The organism is Bowdeniella nasicola, assembly GCF_001907295.1.
Lineage (GTDB): Bacteria > Actinomycetota > Actinomycetes > Actinomycetales > Actinomycetaceae > Bowdeniella > Bowdeniella nasicola.
This window is the reverse complement of record NZ_MQVR01000002.1, coordinates 1-20,133: the sequence shown is the minus strand read 5'-3', so window position 1 is coordinate 20,133 and position 20,133 is coordinate 1. Positions and strand designations below refer to the sequence as shown.

Sequence of the window (20,133 nt, the reverse complement as noted above, 5' to 3'; positions counted from 1 at the left end):
GGCTACTGCCGGTCGGCGGGCGCCGTGCCGTAGTGCGTGCCGCGATCGAGCTCAGCAATCGCCGCCATTTGGGCGTCGCCGAGCTCAAAGCCATACACGTCGGCATTGCTCCGCAGCCGCTCGGCACGTTCGGACTTCGGGATGACGGAGTTGCCCAGCTGCAGATGCCACCGGATCACGACCTGCGCCGGGCTCACGCCATGCGCGTCGGCGATCTGGACGATCGTCGGATCGGTAAGCACATTGCCGCGCCCGAGCGGGCTCCACGCCTGCGTGAGGATGTCGTGCTCAGCGTGGAATGCGCGCAGCTCGGCCTGCTGCAGGTACGGATGCAGCTCGACCTGGTTCACGAGCGGCACCTCGCCGGTTTCGTCGATGAGCCGCATGATCTGCTCTTCCGAAAAATTCGAGACGCCGATGGCGCGCACGCGTCCGGCGTCGCGCAGCTCAATGAACGTGCGCCACACGTCGACGAACTGGCCCCGCTCCGGGCGCGGCCAGTGGATGAGGTAGAGGTCGATCGAGCCGAGCGCACGCTCGGAGGCGTCGAAGGACGCGAGGACGGCGTCGCGGTCCTGGCTCTCTTCGCCCCAGAACTTGCTCGTCACGATGAGCGAGGAGCGGTCGATATCGTCGTGCCGCAGCGCGCGGCCCGCCTCGACCTCATTGGCGTAGAACTCGGCGCCGTCGACGAGCCGATAGCCCGCCTTCACGCCTTCGACGACGACCTCTTCCGCCTTGTTCGGCGGGACCTTGTACAAACCAAAACCGAGGGCAGGAATCATAACTCTGATTCTGCCAGTTGCTAGGGTTTTGGACATGTTCGTGACCTTGGGCGGCGGCGGTTTTTCGATGGCGGACGATGCAACGCCGCTCGACCGCTATCTGCTCGAGCGCACCGGCAAGGCTTCACCGCTCGTGTGCTTTATCCCGACGGCGAGCGCAGACAGCGCCGACTACTGCCGACGCTTTCGCGCCCCTTCGACACGCTCGGCGCCGCGGCCTGCGTGCTGACGCTCTGGGAAGACACGGCCGCGAGCGTCGAGCGGCTGGCCGACGCAGATCTCGTCTATGTCGGCGGCGGGTCGACGCTCAACCTCCTCGCGCTGTGGCGCGTCCATGGCGTCGACGAGGTGCTCACCGAGCTCGCTGGGAGAGAGGGGACCGTACTTGCCGGCATCTCCGCGGGCGCGAACTGCTGGTACGAGGGCTCCTCGACGGACTCCTTCGGCCCCGAGCTGCGCCCCTTGCCCGACGGGCTTGGCCTCCTGCCGGGGAGCTTCTGCCCGCATTTCGACGGCCAGCCGGGGCGCCGGGAGTCCTTCTAGCGCTGGATTCGCGACGACGAGCTGCCGCCAGGCTGGGCCGCCGACGACGGCGCAGCCCTGGTGTGGGAAGGCGGCGAGAGCCGGGCGTGCCTGAGCAAGCGTGCGGGCGCTAAGGCGTTTCGCGTCGATCGCGAGGGGATTCGCGCCATGGAGATGACGCAGCTGAGCTGAGCTACGGCGCGGGGCCTGATGGCTGGCGTCGCCGTGCGATACGAGTGTGGAATCGCGGATGATAGTGCGGCGCCTGCTCCGGGTCGTCTCGTGCGGGTGGGATCGCCGCGGCGATCCCGTCGATGAGGCGGATCGTCCAGCCGGTGCGCGATCCGGGCGGGTTTTCGAACTGCGGATGGTGGCGCGGGCACATGAGGACGACGTTGTCGAGCGTCGTCGGCCCGCCATCGGCGTAGGCGAGCAGGTGGTGGCCGTCGCACAGCTCGGCTTTGACCGAACACCAGGGCACGACGCAGCCGCAATCACGTTTCGCGAGTGCGGCCCGCAACTGCGGCCCGACGAGGCGAGCGCGCGGGTCTTCGGCTACTGGCGGTTGCGTGCCAGTGGGTGATGCCTCGGAAGCTGGCAGTATTTTCTGGGGCGCGGGCGGCTTCGGGTGCGCGGAATCGTCGAAAAAGGCGGGCGTCGACGGAGCGGGTTCGCGTGGGGGAGTCTCCTGATTGCCACGCCGCGCAAGATTCGTCAGCGCATCGATCGTCCGCGTCGCGCCGGCCGGGACCGGCCCCTCGCCATGGCGGCTCGCGCGGTGAATGCGGTTCGATTCGCGTGCGAGCCACGGCGCGATGATGGCGTACTGCTCGCCGGTCGCGTGCCCGCGGATGTCGTAGCCCTCGGTGTCGTTGCCGGTGAACGTCAAAAAACGTTTGGCCTGCGAAAGCTTGCGCAGCTTCGCATCGTGCTCCGTGCGCGAGGCGGCCCCGCGCAGGTCGATCCTGTCGAGGTGGTCGCGGCACGCAGCCTTGAAAAAGCCGGGACTCGCCCACCGGCCGGAGCGAATCAACTGCGCGGCGGAGTCAGCGAGCTGCTCGGCGCTACAGAAAGGCTCGAGTGCCTGCAATGTGCCGACGAGGATCCCCGCATTCGGCGCGGACAGCTGCCCGTCGGCGACCGCATCAAGCACCAAGGGGAAGCGCGCTTGTCGCACGGCTCGCTTGACGACGCCGTCGGCGAGCTTCGTGGGTAGTGCGCGCGTTTCGGTAATGACCGACGAAATGGTGCGGCCCTCTTGCCGCGTGCGTTTGGCGTCGGCGGCCGCGATCTGCCGGGTGCGGACGACATCGAGATTGCGGCCGGCTTCCTCGAGCTTGACGAGCGCATCGATGCTGGCTGCGCGCGTCTTTGCGTCGCAGCCGTGATGCGCTGCCCGATAGGACAGGGCCGCCAGCTCTGCCAGCTCCGCAGCGCTCAGCGGCGCCTCGGGCGGGAGCGAGAGTGGGGCGACGGCCGACATGTCCCCAGTGAACACGTCGCCCGGCCCGCCCGCTAGGGGGCTATCCGAACCTGTGGATAACTAGGCGAGCTCGTCTTCTTCTTCCTCATCGAAGGCGAAGTCGGCAGCCGAGTCGTCGCGCTTTTCGACATCCTCGTCATCGTCTTCGTCGTCGTCACCGTAGTCTTCACTATCATCGTCGCCGTCGTAGAGGTCAGCGTCGTCGTACCCATCGGACAGGTGCATCGCGGATTCTTCCGGCGACGCATCCCGGCGCGGCTCGCCCTCGGCGCGGGCAAAGATGGACTGTTCCTCGCCCTCGAGGTCCTCCGGTCCGTCGTCGTCCGGCTCGGCGACGAGCTGGCCGACACCGCCGGGGGAGCGGTCATAAGGAATGTCGTCGCGCGGCTTATCCTCTTCCGGGATTTCTTGCGCTAACCGATCATCAAGCGTGTTTCCGGTGCCTTGGAACGTGTCGACCGGCAGATCTTCGTTACTCATAACCTAAGTCTGCCACGGTGTGGACTGTCGCACACAGCGCTCCGGACCTTTGACCCCGGGGGCTGCGGGCGATAACCTAAGTGATTGTTGTGCGACTGCCCTGCAGCGCCTCCCACTCGCTGCGGTTGATCGCGAGTCGCGCAATGACACCTTGACCATTTCCAGCGAAATGTCATGGCAGCTGTACGCCTTAGGCCGCTCACGCATGTTCACGATGCGATAGACCCTTATGGCAACTGTGCCGTGATAGCTGAAGACAACACGATAGGCAGAGTCCGTGCGTACGTACACTCCTAAGCCCGGGGACATTGACAAGCAGTGGCACATCATTGACGCCACCGACGTCGTCCTCGGCCGCCTGGCCTCCCAGGTAGCCCGACTGCTCCGTGGGAAGCACAAGCCGATTTTTGCCCCCAACACTGATACCGGTGACTTCGTCATCGTCATCAACGCCGAGAAGGTCGCCCTCACCGGCGCCAAGCTCGAACAGAAGATGGCCTACCGTCACTCCGGTTTCCCGGGCGGTCTGAAGGCCACCTCCTACGCCGAGCTCCTGGCCAAGAACCCGGAGCGCGCCATCACCAAGGCGGTGGCCGGCATGGTTCCGAAGAACTCGCTGGGCCGCGCGCAGATGCGCAAGCTGAAGGTGTACGCAGGCAGCGAGCACCCGCATGCTGCTCAGAAGCCCCAGCCCTACACCATCGACCAGGTGGCGCAGTAGCCCCGCGACGGGCTGTGCATCGCCGACACAGATCTGAGGAGAACAGTGGCTGAGACCATTGCAGATTACGAGCTGGAAGAGGACGCTCCCAGCAGCTACACAACGGAGACCGAGAAGGTCAACACCGGCGCCGGCGTTTCCGCCACGGCTCCGGGCCAGGCCCTCGGCCGTCGCAAGCGCGCCGTTGCCCGCGTCCGCCTGATTCCCGGATCGGGCAAGTGGACCATTAACGGTCGCGAACTCGATCAGTACTTCCCGAACAAGCTGCACCAGCAGCTCGTCAACTCGCCGTTCGCGCTGCTCGACATCGAAGGCCGCTTCGACGTCATCGCGCGCATCAACGGTGGCGGCTCGTCCGGCCAGGCCGGCGCGCTGCGCCTGGGCATCGCCCGTGCTCTGAACGAGATCGACCGCGAGGCCAATCGTCCCGCGCTGAAGAAGGCTGGCTTCCTCACGCGTGACGCCCGCGCCACTGAGCGCAAGAAGGCCGGCCTCAAGAAGGCCCGCAAGGCTCCCCAGTACTCGAAGCGCTAATCGCTTCTGCTGGCGTCGAAGGCCCATGCCCCACGTTGGGGTGTGGGCCTTCGCCTTACCCTCCTGCTCCAGGTGGACGAAGCCGCGTGCAACCCGTGGCAGAATGTTCTGGTTAGCGTGTGAAAGGACCCGATAGTGTCACGCCTTTTTGGTACCGATGGTGTTCGCGGACTCGCGAATCGAGACATCACTCCCGAGCTTGCGTTGGGCCTCGGCGTCGCCGCCGCGCGCGTGCTGACGCGCAATTACGATGGCTCGCGCCCCCGCGCCGTGATCGGCCGGGACACCCGCGTCTCGGGTGAGTTCATCGTCTCCGCGCTCGCCGCTGGCCTCGCGTCTGCGGGTGTCGACGTGACCCGGGTCGGCACGCTGCCCACCCCCGCGATCGCGCACCTGACGGCCGCGACGGCCGTCGACCTCGGCGTCGTCGTGTCCGCCTCGCACAACCCGATGCAGGACAACGGCATCAAGTTCTTCGCGCACGGCGGCTACAAGCTCGAGGACACCGTCGAAGATGAGATCGCCGCGATGCTCGGCGCCGAATGGGATCGCCCGACGGGCGCCGATGTCGGTCGCATCGGCAAGGACGATGTCACCGCCGACCGCGTCTACATCGACCACCTGCTGAAGGCCGTCGATACGCCGCTACGCGGGCTGCGCATCGCGATCGACTGCGCGAACGGTGCCGCCTCCGACGTCGCGCCCGAGGCGCTGCGGGAGGCCGGAGCGGACGTCGTCGTCATCAATGCGTCCCCGGACGGGACGAACATCAACGCAGAATGCGGCTCGACGCACCCCGAGACGCTGCAGGCCGTGACCGTCGCCTCGGGCGCCGCGTTTGGCGTCGCCTTCGACGGCGATGCGGACCGCTGCCTCGCCGTCGATGCCACAGGCAAGATGGTCGACGGCGACCAGATCATGGGCCTGCTCGCGATCGACATGAAGGAGCGCGGCGAGCTCGATCACGACATGCTCGTCGTGACGGTGATGTCCAACCTCGGCCTGCTACTCGCGATGAAGGACGCCGGCATCGAAACGATGCAGACCGGCGTCGGCGATCGCTACGTGTTGGAGGCCATGCGCGAGGGCGGCTATGTCCTCGGCGGCGAACAGTCCGGCCACATTATTAACGCCCACCATGCGACGACGGGCGATGGCCTGCTCACGGCGCTCATGCTCGCCTCCAAGGTCCAGCGCTCGGGCACGTCGCTCGCGGAGCTCGCCTCCGTCGTCACGCGCCTGCCGCAGGTCCTCATCAACGTTGGCGGCGTCGACAAGGCGAAGGTGTCCACCGATGAGCACGTGGCGGAAGCCGTGCGCGTCGCGGAGGACTTCCTGGGCGAGACCGGACGCGTCCTGCTGCGCCCGTCGGGCACCGAGCCCGTCGTGCGGGTCATGGTCGAAGCGGCGACGCAGGACCAGGCCGACGGCGTCGCCCACCGCATCGCCGACGTCGTCAAGGAGCGGCTCGCCCTGTGAGCGAATGGTTCACCGCGTTCCAGGATCAGGTACTCGCGCTCGTCGATAGCCCGTGGATCCTCCTCGCGGTGTTCCTGCTGACCATCATCGACGGGTTTTTTCCGCCGGTGCCGAGCGAGTCGATCGTGATCGCCGCGGGCGTTCTCATCGTCGCGGGGCAGGGGCCGCACCTCGGCTGGCTGATCCTCGCGGCGGCCGCGGGCGCGTTCATCGGGGACATGATCGCCTTTACGATCGGCCGGTTTTTGCCGGTCGAACGCATCCCGCTGCTGCGCGGGCCCAAGGTCGCGCGCGCGATGATGTGGGCCGAACAGGCCCTCGCGGAGCGCGCCACCGTCTACATCATGTCGGCGCGGTTCATCCCCGTCGGGCGCGTCGCGGTCAACATCACGGCCGGGGCGGTGGGTTTCCGCCGCAAGTTCTTCATCGTCATCGCCGCGTGCGCGGCCGTGTGCTGGGCGCTGTATTCGGTCGCCCTCGGGCTGGTCGCCGGGACGCTGCTCGCCAAGCATCCGCTGCTCGGCGTCGTGCTCGGCGTCGCGGGCGGTGTCAGCATCGGCTTCGTGCTGGATTTCGTTCTCAAGCGCGTCTACGGGCGCATCCTCACTCGCCAGGCCGAACGGTTCTCGCGCGGCGAGTCCTCGCGCAGCGGCCTATAGCTTGCGCAGGCGCATCTTGCGCATCGAGTGGTCGCCCGATTTTTGCAGCACCAGCGTCGCGCGCCCGCGCGTCGGGGCGACGTTTTCGATGAGGTTCGGGGCGTTGATCGAATCCCAGATCGTGCCCGCAACGGCGCGCGCCGCGTCGTCGTCGAGATCCGCATAGCGGGCGAAATAGGCGCCGGGCGTCGAAAATGCCGTCCGCCGCAGCTGCAAGAACCGCTCGATATACCAGCGCTTGACGTCGCTCGGGCGCGCGTCGACGTAGATCGAGAAGTCGAAAAAGTCCGACACCGCGAGCGAGGCATCCTTGCCGGCACGGGCCGGCTGCAAGACGTTCAAACCCTCGATGATGAGCACGTCGGGGCGACGCACGACGATCTGCTCGCCGGGGACGATGTCATAGGTCAGGTGCGAATAGACGGGGGCGGCGACCTCCGGAGCGCCGGATTTCACCTCTTGGACGAACCGCAGCAGGGCGCGCCGGTCGTAGGACTCGGGAAAGCCCTTGCGGCTCATGAGGCCGCGCCGCTCGAGTTCGGCGTTCGGGTAGAGAAAACCGTCGGTCGTGACGAGTTCGACGTGCGGGGTCTGCGGCCAGCGGCGCATCATCTCGCGCAGCACGCGGGAGGTGGAGGATTTGCCGACGGCGACCGAGCCCGCGACGCCTATGACGAACGGGGTGCGGCTCGTCGAATCGCCGAGGAAGCCCTGCGTCGTTTGGTGCAGGGCGCGCGTTCCCGCGACATAGAGCTGCAGCAGGCGCGAGAGCGGGCGGTAGATCGTGTCCACCTCCGCGAGGTCGATCGGATCGCCGAGGCCAGCGAGCGCGCGGACATCCGCGTCGGTGAGTTTTAAGGGCGTCGACTGGGACAATCGCGCCCACTGCTCACGCGTGAACTCCACGAACGGCGAAAACTGGCTTTCTCCTGCCACGCATAACAGTCTGACATGCCCGGCGGAGATTGCTCGCGCGGGCCGATGTCGGTTTAGGGTTTTCCCATGTGTGGAATCGTGGGCTATGTCGGCCCGAATACTCCGTCCGAAAGACCGCTTGAAATCGCTCTGGCCGGGCTCGCTCGGCTCGAGTACCGCGGATATGACTCCGCGGGCGTCGCGCTTGCGACCCCGGATGGCATTGTCAGCCGGAAGAAGGCCGGCAAGCTGGACAACCTGCGCGAGGTGCTCGCGGCCGATCCGCTGCCGGAATCGACCGCGGCGATCGGCCATACCCGGTGGGCGACGCACGGTGCGCCCTCCGATGTCAACGCGCATCCGCATCTGGCCTACGACGGCAAGCTCGCCGTCATCCACAACGGCATTATCGAAAACTATGCGGAGCTGCGTGCCGAGCTCGTGACGGCCGGGATTGCGCTCACCTCCGATACCGATACCGAGGTCACGGCGCACCTGCTCGCGCGCGCCTATGAGATGACGGGCGACCTGACCGACGCGATGCGCGCCGTCACCGTGCGGCTGCGTGGCGCCTTCACGCTGCTAGCGATCCACGAGGATGCGCCCGGGGTCATTGTCGCGGCGCGGCGCAACTCGCCGCTCGTGCTGGGGCTTGGCGAAGGCGAGAACTTCCTCGGCTCCGACGCCGCCGCGTTCATCTCCGCGACGCGCACCGCCGTCGAAATGGGCCAGGACCAGATCGCGACCGTGAGCGCCGATGCCGTGCGCATCATCGACGCAGACGGCAACGAGGTCACCGGCCGGCAGTACACGGTCGACTGGGATGCGTCCGCGGCCGTCAAGGGCGGCTTCGCGACGTTCATGGAAAAGGAAATCCACGACCAGCCGCTCGCCGTCGCCGATACGCTGCGCGGCCGGGCCGACGCCGAGGGCCGCTTGAAGCTCGACGAGCTGCGCATCGACGAGTCCGTGCTGCGTTTGATCAACAAAATCATCGTTATCGCGTGCGGCACCGCTGCCTACGCGGGGCACGTCGCGAAATATGCGATCGAACTCTGGTGCCGCATTCCCGTCGAGGTCGAGCTCGCGCACGAATTCCGCTATCGCGACCCCATCGTCGACGAAAAGACGCTCGTCGTCGCGATCTCCCAGTCCGGCGAAACGATGGATACGATCATGGCCGTGCGCCACGCGCGCGAGCAGGGCGCGAAGGTCCTCGCGATCTGCAATACGCACGGTTCGACGATCCCGCGCGAGGCCGATGCGGTGCTGTATACGCATGCCGGCCCCGAGGTCGCGGTCGCGTCGACGAAGGCGTTCCTTGCGCAGATCACCGCGTGCTACCTGCTCGGGGCCTATCTCGCGCAGCTGCGGGGCAATATGTTCGGCGACGAGATCCGCTCCCTGCTCGATGAACTCGGCACGATGCCGGACAAGGTCGCCGAGGTCATCGGCAGCGAGGAGGAGATCGCGCGCGTCGCGAATGACCTCGCCGATGTGCCGTCGGTCCTGTTCCTCGGGCGCCACGTCGCGTTCCCGGTCGCGATGGAAGGGGCGCTGAAGCTCAAGGAGCTCGCCTACATCCACGCCGAGGGCTTCGCCGCGGGCGAGCTGAAGCACGGCCCCATCGCGCTCATCGACGAGGGGCAGATCGTCGTCGTCATCGTGCCCTCGCCGCGCGGCCGCAACGAACTGCATGCCAAGGTCGTCTCCAATATTCAGGAGGTGCGGGCCCGCGGCGCGAAGACGATCGTCATCGCCGAGGACGGGGACGCGGACGTCGAGCCGTATGCGGACGTCATCTTTAGGATCCCCAAGACGCCGACGCTGCTCGCGCCGCTCGTCGCGGTCGTGCCGCTGCAGCTGTTCGCGTGCCACCTCGCGGGCGCGAAGGGGCTCGACGTCGACCAACCGCGTAACCTCGCCAAGTCCGTTACGGTGGAGTAATGGCGGTACGCGGAATCGGGGTCGACGTCGTCGACGTTGCCCGATTTTCCGCGGCGCTCGAGCGCAATGAGCGCCTCGCGGCCGCCCTGTTCACCGATGCTGAGCGGAGAGCGCCGTCGGGAGGTGCGCGCGGCGCGGCCTCGCTCGCGGCGCGGTTCGCGGCCAAGGAGGCCGTCGCCAAGTCGCTCGGCTCGCCCGGCGGGATGCGCTGGCACGACTGCGAGGTGCGCGTCGCCGACTCGGGGGCGCCCACCCTCGCGATCACCGGGACCGTCGCCGCGGTGGCCGCGCGCGTCGGGATTTCTCGCTGGCACCTCTCGCTCAGCCACGACGGACCGATCGCGACGGCCTTCGTCGTCGGGGAGGGGGACTAGATGCGGGCAGCGTTTAGGGCCGACGATATTCGGGCCGCCGAGGCGCCGCTGCTCGCGGCCGACGTTCCCCTGATGCGGCAGGCCGCGCGCGCCGTCGCCACCCGCACGATCAGCATCGCGCGCGACCGTCGCGCCGCGGGGCTGAACGCCGACATCCTCGTCCTCGTCGGGGGCGGCAATAACGGCGGCGACGGGCTGTGGGCCGCGCATGACCTCGCGCAGCGCGGCCTCGCGCCCGTCGTGCTGCTCGCCACGGACCATCCGCATGCCGAGGGGCTCGCCGCTGCGCGCGGCGCGGGCGTCCAGGTGGTGACGCGCGCCGAGCTGGGCGAGGACGTCGCGCCGTTCGCGTCGTGGTTCGGGATCTGGCTCGATGCGCTAGCCGGGATTGGCCTTTCGGGGCCGCTGCGCGGTGAGCTCGGCGAGCTCGTCGCGGCGCTCGCGGAGGTGCGCCAGGAGGCGCCCCGCCATGTCATCGCGGTCGACACGCCGTCGGGTCTCGCCGACGATCCCGCCGCGACGAGAGCGATCCGCGCCGATGAGACGCACACCTTCGGTGCGCCGAAACCGGCCCTCCTGCTGCCGCCGGCCTGCCGGGCCGCTGGCGTCGTCCTCGTGCATGACCTCGGCATCCCGCTCGACGCGGAGCCTGCCGTCGTCGAGCTCGATACCGGCGATATTTCGGAGCTCTGGCCGCGCGCGGGCCACCTCGACCATAAGTACACGCGCGGCGTCGTCGGGATTGACGCCGGCAGCGCCACCTACCCGGGCGCGGGCATCCTCGCAACCCGTGCCGCGCTCGCGGCCGGCCCCGGCATGGTACGGTTCCTTGGGGATCGGGCGATCGCAGATCGCTTGCCGCCCGAGGTCGTGACTGCGCCGGGTCGTATCCAGGCGGGCCTCGTCGGCTCCGGCACCGAGGGCGGCCCAGACGTTGCCGCCGCGCTGCGCGATTTTCGCGAGCGCGACATCCCCGTCGTCGTCGATGCGGGCGCCCTTGCCAGCCGCGATGAGCTCGGCGCGGGGCCCGGCCAGCTCGTCCTCACCCCACACCTGGGCGAACTCGCGACGCTGCTCGACGACGAGCGCGCAGCCGTCGAGGCCGATCCGGTTCGCTATGCGCGTGCGGCGGCCACGGAGTTCGCGGCCGTCGTCGTGGCGAAGGGCCCGGAAACCGTGATCGCCGCCCCCACGGGGCCGGTGTATACGACGCCGCCCGGCTCGCCGTGGCTCGCGACCGCTGGCAGCGGGGACGTGCTCGCCGGGGCGCTCGCGGCCGCCCTCGCGCAGTTCGCCGCGCGGCAGGAAGCTAGCGAGGCCACTCCGCCGCTCGCCGCGCAGGCTGCCCTCGCCGTCGCCCTGCATGCCCACGCGGTGGACTACTGCCCGAGCGCGCCCGGCCCCATCCGCGCCTCCGACCTCGCCGACGCTCTCGGCCCCGCTCTCGGCGCGCTGCTCGCCGGACAGTGACACAATAGGGGTCATGTCCTACCCGTCGCGCGCCATCATCGACCATGGGGCGTTGGCGCATAACTTCCGGACGCTCGGATCGAGCGTCGACGCCGAGGTCATGCCGATCGTCAAGGCCAACGCCTATGGCCACGGTCTCGCGCCGTGCGTCGCCACGCTGCAGCGCGCGGGTGCGCGCATCATCGGGATCGCGCAGCTGGCCGAGGCGATCGAGCTCGCCGCCCACACGCGCGGCGCCCGGCCCGAGATTTTCACGTGGATCTACTCGCCGACGCAGCTGGGCGATATCCGCGACGCGAGCCGCTTCGGGCTGCATCTCTCTGTTCCCGACACCTGGGCGCTCGATGCAATCGCGCGCGCGATGCCCGACGGCGTCGAGCCGCTGCGCGTCCACCTCAAGATCGACACCGGCATGGGGCGCGGGGGAGTCCTGGCCGACGACGCCGGCGCCCTCATCGAGGCGGCGCTCGCGACGCCCGGCATCGAGGTCGTGGGCCTGTGGTCGCACCTGGCCTGCGCCGATACCGACAGCGACGCGACCGCGCGGCAGGAAGAGGCCTTCGCCGCCGCGCTCGCCCGGGCCCAGGCGGCCGGCGCCCCCATCCGCTATGCGCATCTCGCGGCCTCCGGCGGTGCGCTGTGGCATCCCGCGACGCGCCACACGCACGTGCGCCCCGGCATCGCGATCTACGGCATCATGCCCGACGACTCCGACCCCGCCGCGGCAAACCTCCGCCCCGTGATGCGCCTGGAAGCCGAGCTCACGTCGGTCAAGCAGGTCCCGGGCGGCACTCCCGTGTCCTACGGCCACATCGAGACGGTCAGCGCGACGACGCTCGGCATCGTCCCGCTGGGATACGCCGACGGGATGGACCGGCATGCCTCTTCGCGCGCGCACGTCACGGTCGGGGGCAGGATGTGCCGCGTCGTCGGGCGCATCTGCATGGACCAGTTCGTGGTCGACCTCGGGCCCGAATCGGATGCGCGCGTCGGCGATACCGCCATCGTCTGGGGGCCGGGCGGCCCGTCGGCCTCCGATTGGGCGCGCGCGGCCGGGACGATCGGCTATGAGATGGTGGCGCGCCTCGGCCCGCGCGTACCCCGCATCCACGTGCACCAGGAGGATGTATGATCACGCTGCCCGACGCGGATGCGACCCGCGACTTCGGCGCCCGGCTCGCACGCATGCTGCGCCCCGGGGACGTCATTGTCCTCACCGGCCCGCTCGGCGCGGGCAAGACGACGCTGACGCAGGGCATTGGCGAAGGCCTCGATGTGCGCGGGCGCGTCACCTCGCCCACGTTCACGATCTCGCGCATCCACCCATCGCGCTCCGGCGCGCCGGACCTCGTGCACGTCGACGCCTACCGCCTCACCGGCCTGCTCGACCTCGAGACGATCGACCTCGACGCGTCCATCCCCGAGACGATCACCATCATCGAATGGGGTGAGGGCCTGATCGACGAGCTCGGCGTCGACTACCTGCAGGTCACGCTGGACCGCTCCGATGATGAGCGGCGCCTTGCGACCCTCACGCCCGTCGGGGCGCGGTGGGAGAGCGTGCCTTGGGAGGAACTCGCGCGGCCATGAGGGGCGTGATCGGCCGGCTCGCCACCCTCGTGGTGGCGCTGGTCGTCCTGGCCCCGCCCGCACTCGCCATCGACGCCGACGAGGAACCCACCGACGCGATCACGGCCTGGATCGCCGATGCCGCCCGCGAATGGGTGGACGCCGACGAGACCCGCCCCGAGCAGGTCGTGCCCGCCGAGGTCTCCTTCGGCGTCGCGCGCCGGGCCCTCGAGTGGTCGCCCCTCCTGCTGGCCGATCCGCCCGCCGACAGCTGGTCCGGCGTCTCCGTCCCGCTGCGGCCCGATGATCCCGCGGCGCGTGTACCGCGCCCGCCGCGCCACCCCGAGGCGCTGCCCGTCGGCAGCGACCCGGTCGCGGTTGGCCTCGTCGTCCCCATTGACACGTGGTTGATCCCCGTGACGCAGGCGGGCCGCGCGGTCGGCGTCCTCGAGGTGACATTCAAACGCGGCGCACCCGTCGTCGCCGCCACCTGGTCGCCAGCGGCAGGCGCGGCCGTGATCGATGCGCCCCATCACGTCGTGCACGACCCATCGGGCTGGATCGGTATCGACTTGCCGACGGTGCGCGCGCTCGATGACGCCGCTCGCGAGCGCATCGCGGGCGAGGTCCCCATCGATACGTATCTCGAAGTCTTGGCCGAGGCGGCCGCCGAGCCGGGGACGCAAGCGGCCCGCTATCGCGCGACAACGCCCATCATTGTGACGATCAGCGCCCTCGCCGCCCTGTTTGCCGCGCTGCTGTTCGCGCGCTGGCTGCGCATAGAATCGGATACATGACTGACGTTTTGGCGATCGACACGTCGGCCGGGACGAGCGTCGCCCGGATCGACGGCGAGCACATCACGCGCGCGAGCGATGCGAACCCGCGAGCCCACGCGGAAAACCTCGCCCCGCTCATCACCAAGGTCGGCGGCGCCGCGGGGGTAGACCTCATCGTCGTCGGAACGGGGCCCGCGCCCTTTACCGGGCTGCGCGTCGGGATCGCGACGGCGCGCGTGCTGGCCGACGCGCTCGGCGTTGAACTCGCGGGCGTTAGCGTGCTCGATGCCCTCGCCCGCCAGGCGCTCGATACGTCCACGGCCGATCAGGTCACCGTCGTGACCGACGCGCGGCGCCGCGAGGTCTATACCGCGAGCTTTACGGCCGACGGCGCGGATGACGTCGAAGTCATCCGCCCCGCCCAGGTGCTCTCGCCCGCCGATCTCGACGTCGTGGGCGAGCTCGTCGGCGCCACCCACCTCGTGCCCGAGGCGCCCGGCAGGTCACTCGAGCTCGATGTGGCCGTCCTTGCCCGCATCGCCCTGCAGCGCCGCGCGGCCGGCGTCGGGATGCCGACGACGGCCCTGTACCTGCGCGAGCCCGATATCCACAATGCTCCGCGACCTGACCGCGTCTGACCTCGAGCGCGTCATGAGGCTCGAGGCCGAACTTTTCGGCCCCGACGCCTGGACGCGCTCCCTATACGAAGCCGAGCTCGCGCGCCCCGACCGCATCTGGCGGGCCGTCGAGCTCGACGGCGCGGTCGTCGCCTACGGCGGGATCACGATTGCCCTCCAGTCCGACCTCATGACGATCGGGGTCACAGAAAGCCACCAGGGGCGAGGGATCGGCGCGCAGTTACTGACCGATCTCACTGCCGCGGCGCAAAGCAATGGAGCGCGGGAATTATTTTTGGAAGTGCGCGCCGATAACGAGATTGCGCAGCGCCTTTATTTGCGCCACGGATTCGAACAGTTAGGTATTCGACCGCGCTATTACCGAGGCGGGATAGCCGCCGTCGTCATGCGATTGACCCTGCGCGAGGTGGGCGTGGGCCCCGTCGGCGCCGAAGTAATTACGTAACAATATTTGCGCATAATTGCGCGGATCTTGCGGCGTGAGCAACGCCTCGCAAAATCGGACGAACCGGTCCCATCTAGGACGTTCATCCGGCCATTTGCCCACACGTGTGTCGGTATGATCGAAATCGTGGTCTCTACAACTGTGACGACGAAACGCAAGGCGCGAGATACCTCTGTCGCACTCAAGATCGGCATGGCCGTCTCGGGCATTCTTTTCGTCCTCTTCATCCTCATGCACATGTACGGCAACCTGAAGATGTTCGCCGGCGCTCAGGCATACAACGACTACGCTGAGCACCTTCGGACCTTCGGTGAGCCCATTTTGCCCTATGAGGGTCTGCTCTGGATCTTGAGGATCGTGCTGCTCGCAGCGCTGATCCTGCACGCTTATGCCGCATTCACCCTGTGGCATCGTGCGGGTCAGGCTCGCGGCAGCAAATACGCGGTCAAGCGGACTCTTGCGCAAACTTACGCCTCCCGCACGATGCGGTGGGGCGGCGTGATTTTGCTGCTGTTCATCATCTTCCACATCCTGCAGTTCACGACGCTCTCCATCGAGATCGGCGGCGATTACCACTCGATTACGCCCTATGAGCGCATGGTCGTCGCCTTCCAGCAGTGGTACGTCTGGCTGATCTACCTGATCGCGATCGCCTCGCTTGCGATGCACGTCCGACACGGCGTGTGGTCCGCGATGGCGACCCTCGGTGGAAACAAGAAGCGTCGGCAAGACACCATCCACCTCGTCGCGATCTTCGTCGCCGCGATCGTGTTCGTCGGCTTCATGCTGCCGCCGACCGCGACCCTGTTCGGCTGGGTTAGCTAGGGGAAGGGAAGATCATGACTGAACTCATTGATGGCCTGTATACGCTCGGCGAACCCGTCGCCGACACCAAGGCGCCCCACGTGCCGATCGACAAGATGTGGGGCCAGCGCAAGTTCGAAGCCAAGCTCGTCAACCCCGCCAACCGCCGTAAGCTCCGCGTCATCATCGTGGGCACCGGCCTGGCCGGTGGCGCTGCCGCCGCCTCGCTCGGCGAGATGGGCTACCACGTTGACGCGTTCTGCTACCAGGACTCCCCGCGCCGCGCGCACTCGATCGCGGCCCAGGGTGGTATCAACGCGGCTAAGAACTACCGCAACGACAACGACTCGATCTACCGGCTGTTCTACGACACGGTCAAGGGCGGCGACTACCGCGCCCGCGAGTCCAACGTCTACCGCCTCGCCGAGGTGAGCGCGAACATCATCGACCAGTGCGTCGCCCAGGGTGTTCCGTTCGCTCGCGAATACGGCGGCCTGCTCGATAACCGCTCGTTCGGTGGTGTGCAGGTCTCCCGTACCTTCTACGCTCGCGGCCAGACGGGCCAGCAGCTGCTCATCGGCGCCTACCAGGCGCTCGAGCGACAGGTTGGTGCCGGCACGGTCACGATGTACTCGCGGCACGAAATGCTCGACCTCATCGTCGTCGACGGCGTCGCCCGCGGCATCATCGCCCGCGACATGGTGACCGGCGAAGTCCAGACGCACACGGCCGACGCGGTCGTGCTCGCGACCGGCGGCTACGGCAACGTCTTCTTCCTGTCGACGAACGCCATGGGCTGTAACGTCACCGCGAACTGGCGCGCCCACCGCCTGGGCGCCTACTTCGCGAACCCCTGCTTCACGCAGATCCACCCGACGTGCATCCCGGTGTCCGGCGAATACCAGTCGAAGCTGACCCTCATGTCGGAATCGCTGCGTAACGACGGGCGCATCTGGGTGCCGAAGAAGGCCGAGGACTGCAAGAAGGATCCGCGCGAGATCCCCGAGGATGCGCGCGATTACTACCTGGAGCGTAAGTACCCCGCCTTCGGCAACCTCGTACCGCGTGACATCGCGTCGCGTGCCGCGAAGCAGGTCTGCGACGAGGGTCGCGGCGTCGGCCCGTCGGGCCTTGGCGTCTACCTCGATTTCGCCGACGCGATCCAGCGCATGGGCAAGGACCAGGTCTCCGCGAAGTACGGCAACCTGTTCGACATGTACGAGCGCATCACGGGCGAAAACCCCTACGAGGTCCCGATGCGGATCTTCCCGGCCGTGCACTACACCATGGGCGGCCTGTGGGTCGACTACGACCTGCAGTCCAACATCCCGGGCCTGTACGTCACAGGCGAGGCGAACTTCTCCGATCACGGCGCGAACCGCCTGGGTGCTTCGGCACTCATGCAGGGCCTGTCCGACGGCTACTTCGTCCTGCCGAACACCATTAACGATTACCTCGCTTCTGGTCCGTTCGAGCAGATCGACGAGGACCACCCGGCCGTCGTCGAGGCGCGCACGCGCGTCCAGGAGCGCATCGATCACCTGCTCGAGGTCGACGGCACCCGCTCGGTCGATTCCTTCCATAAGGAACTCGGCAACATCATGTGGGAAAAGTGCGGCATGGAACGCACCGAAGAGGGCCTGAAGGAAGCCATCGAGGAGATCCGCGCGCTGCGGGCCGAGTTCTGGCGGGACGTTAAGATCATCGACAAGTCGCGTGATCTGAACCAGGAGCTGGAAAAGGCCGGTCGCGTCGCCGACTTCCTGGAGCTCGGTGAGCTCATGTGCATCGACGCGCTGCATCGGCGTGAATCGTGTGGCGGCCACTTCCGGGCCGAATCCCAGACCGAAGACGGTGAGGCGCTGCGTCACGACGACGAGTTCGCCTACGTCGCCGCCTGGGAATACACCGGTGAGGGCCAGCCCCCGATCCTGCACAAGGAAGACCTCGTGTACGAGTACGTCGAGATGAAGCAGCGGAGCTACAAGTGAACATCACACTCAATATTTGGCGCCAGCCCGGCCCCAAGGCCGAAGGCAAGATGGTCGCATACGAGCTCGCGGGTGTCTCCGAGGACATGTCGTTCTTGGAAATGCTCGACGTCCTCAACGAGGAACTCTTTGCTCGCGGCGAGCAGCCGGTGGCATTCGACTCGGACTGCCGCGAAGGCATCTGCGGCATGTGTGGCCTCGTCATTAATGGCGTGGCCCACGGCCCCGAGCGCACCACCACCTGCCAGCTGCACATGCGCACCTTCAAGGACGGGGACACGATCACCATCGAGCCGTGGCGCTCGAAGGCGTTCCCCATCATCAAGGACCTCGTCGTCGACCGTCGGGCCCTCGACCGCATCATCGCGGCCGGCGGCTACATCTCGGTCAACACGGGTGCCGCGCCGGAAGCGCATTCCCAACTGATCCCCAAGCCCGACGCCGACCGCGCCTTCGAGGCCGCGGCCTGCATCGGCTGTGGAGCGTGCGTGGCGGCGTGTCCGAACGCGTCGGCGATGTTCTTCACCGCCGCGAAGGTCACCCACCTCGGCATGTTGCCGCAGGGCCAGCCCGAGCGCGCGGCCCGCGTCGTGTCCATGCTGAACCAGCAGGACGCGGAAGGTTTCGGCGGCTGCACCAACATCGGCGAATGCGCCGCGGTGTGCCCGAAGGAGATTCCGCTCGACGTGATCAGCCAGCTCAACGCTGATCTGCGCAACTCCTGGGCGAAGGGCAACTAACCCTCACCTCAACTAGATGTTGTGGGGCAGGACGTTAGTGACAGGCTGGTAGATCTGGGATGCAGGAAGGGCAGGTCCTTCGCGGCGAAGATGAGTAGCGACCAAGCAACTCGTCTGGAGCCAGCAAGAAGGAGCCTGCCCTCGTGTCCCACCGTAACGCCCCACTGTCGGTCGAAGGCCGCCGACGCCTCGTCGAACGCTGCAAGACGCGCCCGATCGCCCACGTCGCCGCCGAGATGGGCATTTCCAGGGTCTGCGCCAGCAAGTGGGTCAACCGCTACCGCCACCACGGCGACCTCGGCCTGCACGACCGGTCCTCAACCCCACACCGGTCACCACAGGCCACCCCACCAGAAGTCATCGCCCGCATCGAGACCTGGCGCCGCGACCACAAATGGTCCGCGGCCCGCATCACCCACGAACTCGCCCAGCAAGGAGTGCGGATCCATCGGCGCACGGTGACGCGTCACCTCACCCGCCTCGGCCTGGGTCGGCGCCGGTTCATCGACCCCACCGGTGCCACGAACCGCACCCCGACCCCGATCGTGGCCCGGTGGCCCGGCCACATGATCCACCTCGACGTGAAAAAGGTCGGCCGCATCCCCGGACGGTGGCGGATGGCGCATCCACGGCCGCAACAGTGCCCAGCACCGGGCCGTGGACCGGGCCAAGACCGCCGGCGCCCGCCGCGGCTACGTCTACCTGCATTCCGCAGTCGATGGGTTCTCCCGGCTGGCTTACACCGAAGCCCTCGACGACGAGAAGGGCTCCACCGCAGCCGGGTTCCTCGCCCGCGCGAGGGTGTGGTTCGCCGCCCATGGCATCACCCACATCCACCGCGTCGTCACCGATAACGGGTCCTGCTACCGTTCGGCTGATTTCGCCCGTGTCATCGCCACCACCGCCAGTCGTCATCAACACACACGTCCCTACACCCCACGCCATAACGGCAAGGTGGAGCGCTACAACCGGATCCTGGCCGAGGAACTCCTCTACGCCCGCCCCTATGCCAACGAGGCCGACAGGTCAGCAGCCATCGAGGTCTGGAATATCCATTACAACTATCATCGACCGCACAGTGCCGCGAACGGGCAGCCACCAGCGACCCGACTCAAAGCAGGCGTAACTAACGTCCAACCCTCATACAACTAGAGGCCACAAGCGGCCGACCGGGATTTTTCCGGTCGGCCGCTTTGTGATTCCGCTCCCAGATAGTCAGCAGGCCTGTCTTTACTTGGGGGACGCCGGACGCTGCCTGAAAGAGGCATTTAGCCGCATAATCATGCTGCTAATCTGGCTCTTCAGAGTTGAGTGTGGGCGCGCCGATCGGGCAAGGGTGTTGGGGGATAGACGTCGAGGTCCCCGATGATGAGCGGACTTCTACCCCGCTGATCACAAGGACCTCGACAATGCCCCATCCTATGTGCCTCTGCACTGCCTCTCTGGACCGCTGCAGCCGCTGCGATGTCCTCCTCGGCCTCCCCGGACTACACCTGACCGACGTCGATGCCACCGACGAGAGCGTGGTCCTCGACGTCGAGGCCTGCGACTCGCTGACCGGTTGCCCCGGTTGCGGCGTCATCCCGACCGGCCACGGACGCATCACCGTGACCCTGATCGATGCTCCGTCCGCCGGCCGCCCTGCCCACCTGCGGTGGCGCAAACACCGCTGGATCTGCCGCGAGCCCGCCTGCCCGGTCGTAACCTTCACCGAGCAGAACCCGCAGGTAGCCGCCCCACGCGCCCTGCTGACGAGCCGCGCGGTGTCCTGGGCGATCCGCCAGCTGCGCTACGAGAA

General features: G+C 67.7%; 20 protein-coding genes and 2 pseudogenes. 18 read left to right on the top strand and 4 right to left on the bottom strand.

Features of this window, described 5'->3' with window-relative positions; genetic code table 11:
• Positions 1–2: 2 nt before the first annotated feature.
• A complete protein-coding gene (locus tag BSZ39_RS00525) occupies positions 3–785 on the bottom strand; it encodes an aldo/keto reductase (RefSeq protein WP_245792388.1) in 783 nt (260 codons plus the stop codon).
• Between the two features lie 34 nt (positions 786–819).
• Between BSZ39_RS00525 and BSZ39_RS14120 the strand changes: the two are divergent.
• Positions 820–1,328, top strand: a pseudogene (locus BSZ39_RS14120) (Type 1 glutamine amidotransferase-like domain-containing protein).
• A gap of 172 nt (positions 1,329–1,500) precedes the next feature.
• Here the strand turns inward: BSZ39_RS14120 and BSZ39_RS00515 are convergent.
• Positions 1,501–2,790 (bottom strand): HNH endonuclease signature motif containing protein, encoded by a 1,290-nt coding sequence (locus BSZ39_RS00515; protein ID WP_073715448.1) that lies wholly within the window; start codon positions 2,788–2,790, stop codon positions 1,501–1,503.
• A gap of 60 nt (positions 2,791–2,850) precedes the next feature.
• Entirely contained in the window at positions 2,851–3,270 is a 420-nt protein-coding gene (locus BSZ39_RS13805) for a hypothetical protein (protein WP_073715447.1), read from the bottom strand.
• Between the two features lie 277 nt (positions 3,271–3,547).
• Between BSZ39_RS13805 and rplM the strand changes: the two genes are divergently transcribed.
• From rplM to BSZ39_RS00490, 4 genes are all read left to right on the top strand, one after another.
• Positions 3,548–3,991 carry a 50S ribosomal protein L13 gene (gene rplM, locus BSZ39_RS00505; protein ID WP_073715446.1) on the top strand — a complete coding sequence of 148 codons (444 nt, stop codon included), beginning with the start codon at positions 3,548–3,550 and terminating at the stop codon, positions 3,989–3,991.
• A 45-nt stretch (positions 3,992–4,036) separates the two neighbouring features.
• A complete protein-coding gene (rpsI, locus tag BSZ39_RS00500; RefSeq protein WP_073715445.1) occupies positions 4,037–4,525 on the top strand; it encodes a 30S ribosomal protein S9 in 489 nt (162 codons plus the stop codon).
• 135 nt (positions 4,526–4,660) lie between these two features.
• Entirely contained in the window at positions 4,661–6,004 is a 1,344-nt protein-coding gene (gene glmM / locus BSZ39_RS00495) for a phosphoglucosamine mutase (RefSeq protein WP_073715444.1), read from the top strand.
• Positions 6,001–6,663 (top strand): DedA family protein, encoded by a 663-nt coding sequence (locus BSZ39_RS00490; protein ID WP_073715443.1) that lies wholly within the window; start codon positions 6,001–6,003, stop codon positions 6,661–6,663. The genes glmM and BSZ39_RS00490 overlap by 4 nt, the downstream gene beginning before the upstream one ends.
• On the opposite strand, the gene coaA is transcribed toward BSZ39_RS00490, so the two are convergent.
• Positions 6,658–7,599, bottom strand: coding sequence for a type I pantothenate kinase (gene coaA / locus BSZ39_RS00485; protein ID WP_245792387.1), 942 nt, complete (start codon positions 7,597–7,599; stop codon positions 6,658–6,660). The genes BSZ39_RS00490 and coaA overlap by 6 nt on opposite strands.
• Positions 7,600–7,665: 66 nt before the next feature.
• Between coaA and glmS the strand changes: the two genes are divergently transcribed.
• From glmS to BSZ39_RS00420, 13 genes and pseudogenes are all read left to right on the top strand, one after another.
• The gene (gene glmS, locus BSZ39_RS00480; protein WP_073715442.1) at positions 7,666–9,525 is read left to right on the top strand and encodes a glutamine--fructose-6-phosphate transaminase (isomerizing); all 1,860 of its coding nucleotides are present in this window, start codon (positions 7,666–7,668) and stop codon (positions 9,523–9,525) included.
• On the top strand, positions 9,525–9,899 hold the full coding sequence (locus tag BSZ39_RS00475; RefSeq protein WP_073715441.1) for a holo-ACP synthase: 375 nt from the start codon (positions 9,525–9,527) through the stop codon (positions 9,897–9,899). The genes glmS and BSZ39_RS00475 overlap by 1 nt, the downstream gene beginning before the upstream one ends.
• Entirely contained in the window at positions 9,900–11,369 is a 1,470-nt protein-coding gene (locus tag BSZ39_RS00470; protein WP_073715440.1) for a bifunctional ADP-dependent NAD(P)H-hydrate dehydratase/NAD(P)H-hydrate epimerase, read from the top strand.
• Positions 11,370–11,382: 13 nt separating this feature from the next.
• The gene (gene alr, locus BSZ39_RS00465; protein ID WP_073715439.1) at positions 11,383–12,501 is read left to right on the top strand and encodes an alanine racemase; all 1,119 of its coding nucleotides are present in this window, start codon (positions 11,383–11,385) and stop codon (positions 12,499–12,501) included.
• Positions 12,498–12,959, top strand: coding sequence for a tRNA (adenosine(37)-N6)-threonylcarbamoyltransferase complex ATPase subunit type 1 TsaE (gene tsaE / locus BSZ39_RS00460; protein WP_073715438.1), 462 nt, complete (start codon positions 12,498–12,500; stop codon positions 12,957–12,959). The genes alr and tsaE overlap by 4 nt, the downstream gene beginning before the upstream one ends.
• A complete protein-coding gene (locus BSZ39_RS00455) occupies positions 12,956–13,735 on the top strand; it encodes a hypothetical protein (protein ID WP_143180301.1) in 780 nt (259 codons plus the stop codon). Before tsaE ends, BSZ39_RS00455 begins: the two co-directional genes overlap by 4 nt.
• The gene (gene tsaB / locus BSZ39_RS00450) at positions 13,732–14,355 is read left to right on the top strand and encodes a tRNA (adenosine(37)-N6)-threonylcarbamoyltransferase complex dimerization subunit type 1 TsaB (RefSeq protein ID WP_073715436.1); all 624 of its coding nucleotides are present in this window, start codon (positions 13,732–13,734) and stop codon (positions 14,353–14,355) included. Before BSZ39_RS00455 ends, tsaB begins: the two co-directional genes overlap by 4 nt.
• A complete protein-coding gene (gene rimI / locus BSZ39_RS00445; protein ID WP_073715435.1) occupies positions 14,330–14,800 on the top strand; it encodes a ribosomal protein S18-alanine N-acetyltransferase in 471 nt (156 codons plus the stop codon). Before tsaB ends, rimI begins: the two co-directional genes overlap by 26 nt.
• A 126-nt stretch (positions 14,801–14,926) precedes the next feature.
• A complete protein-coding gene (locus BSZ39_RS00440; protein ID WP_073715519.1) occupies positions 14,927–15,625 on the top strand; it encodes a succinate dehydrogenase cytochrome b subunit in 699 nt (232 codons plus the stop codon).
• Positions 15,626–15,639: 14 nt separating this feature from the next.
• Positions 15,640–17,595 carry a fumarate reductase/succinate dehydrogenase flavoprotein subunit gene (locus BSZ39_RS00435; protein WP_073715434.1) on the top strand — a complete coding sequence of 652 codons (1,956 nt, stop codon included), beginning with the start codon at positions 15,640–15,642 and terminating at the stop codon, positions 17,593–17,595.
• On the top strand, positions 17,592–18,335 hold the full coding sequence (locus tag BSZ39_RS00430; protein WP_073715433.1) for a succinate dehydrogenase/fumarate reductase iron-sulfur subunit: 744 nt from the start codon (positions 17,592–17,594) through the stop codon (positions 18,333–18,335). The genes BSZ39_RS00435 and BSZ39_RS00430 overlap by 4 nt, the downstream gene beginning before the upstream one ends.
• 143 nt (positions 18,336–18,478) lie before the next feature.
• A pseudogene (locus BSZ39_RS00425) lies at positions 18,479–19,487 on the top strand (IS481 family transposase).
• Between the two features lie 257 nt (positions 19,488–19,744).
• A partial coding sequence (locus tag BSZ39_RS00420) for a transposase family protein (RefSeq protein WP_143180300.1) occupies positions 19,745–20,133 on the top strand: 389 nt, incomplete at its 3' end.

Coding starts and splice junctions, on each gene's coding strand:
- BSZ39_RS00525 (WP_245792388.1), bottom strand. CDS start 785: ATGATTCCTGCCCTCGGTTTTGGTTTGTACAAGGTCCCGCCGAACAAG.
- BSZ39_RS00515 (WP_073715448.1), bottom strand. CDS start 2,790: ATGTCGGCCGTCGCCCCACTCTCGCTCCCGCCCGAGGCGCCGCTGAGC.
- BSZ39_RS13805 (WP_073715447.1), bottom strand. CDS start 3,270: ATGAGTAACGAAGATCTGCCGGTCGACACGTTCCAAGGCACCGGAAAC.
- glmS (WP_073715442.1), top strand. CDS start 7,666: ATGTGTGGAATCGTGGGCTATGTCGGCCCGAATACTCCGTCCGAAAGA.
- BSZ39_RS00475 (WP_073715441.1), top strand. CDS start 9,525: ATGGCGGTACGCGGAATCGGGGTCGACGTCGTCGACGTTGCCCGATTT.
- BSZ39_RS00470 (WP_073715440.1), top strand. CDS start 9,900: ATGCGGGCAGCGTTTAGGGCCGACGATATTCGGGCCGCCGAGGCGCCG.
- alr (WP_073715439.1), top strand. CDS start 11,383: ATGTCCTACCCGTCGCGCGCCATCATCGACCATGGGGCGTTGGCGCAT.
- tsaE (WP_073715438.1), top strand. CDS start 12,498: ATGATCACGCTGCCCGACGCGGATGCGACCCGCGACTTCGGCGCCCGG.
- BSZ39_RS00455 (WP_143180301.1), top strand. CDS start 12,956: ATGAGGGGCGTGATCGGCCGGCTCGCCACCCTCGTGGTGGCGCTGGTC.
- tsaB (WP_073715436.1), top strand. CDS start 13,732: ATGACTGACGTTTTGGCGATCGACACGTCGGCCGGGACGAGCGTCGCC.
- rimI (WP_073715435.1), top strand. CDS start 14,330: ATGCTCCGCGACCTGACCGCGTCTGACCTCGAGCGCGTCATGAGGCTC.
- BSZ39_RS00435 (WP_073715434.1), top strand. CDS start 15,640: ATGACTGAACTCATTGATGGCCTGTATACGCTCGGCGAACCCGTCGCC.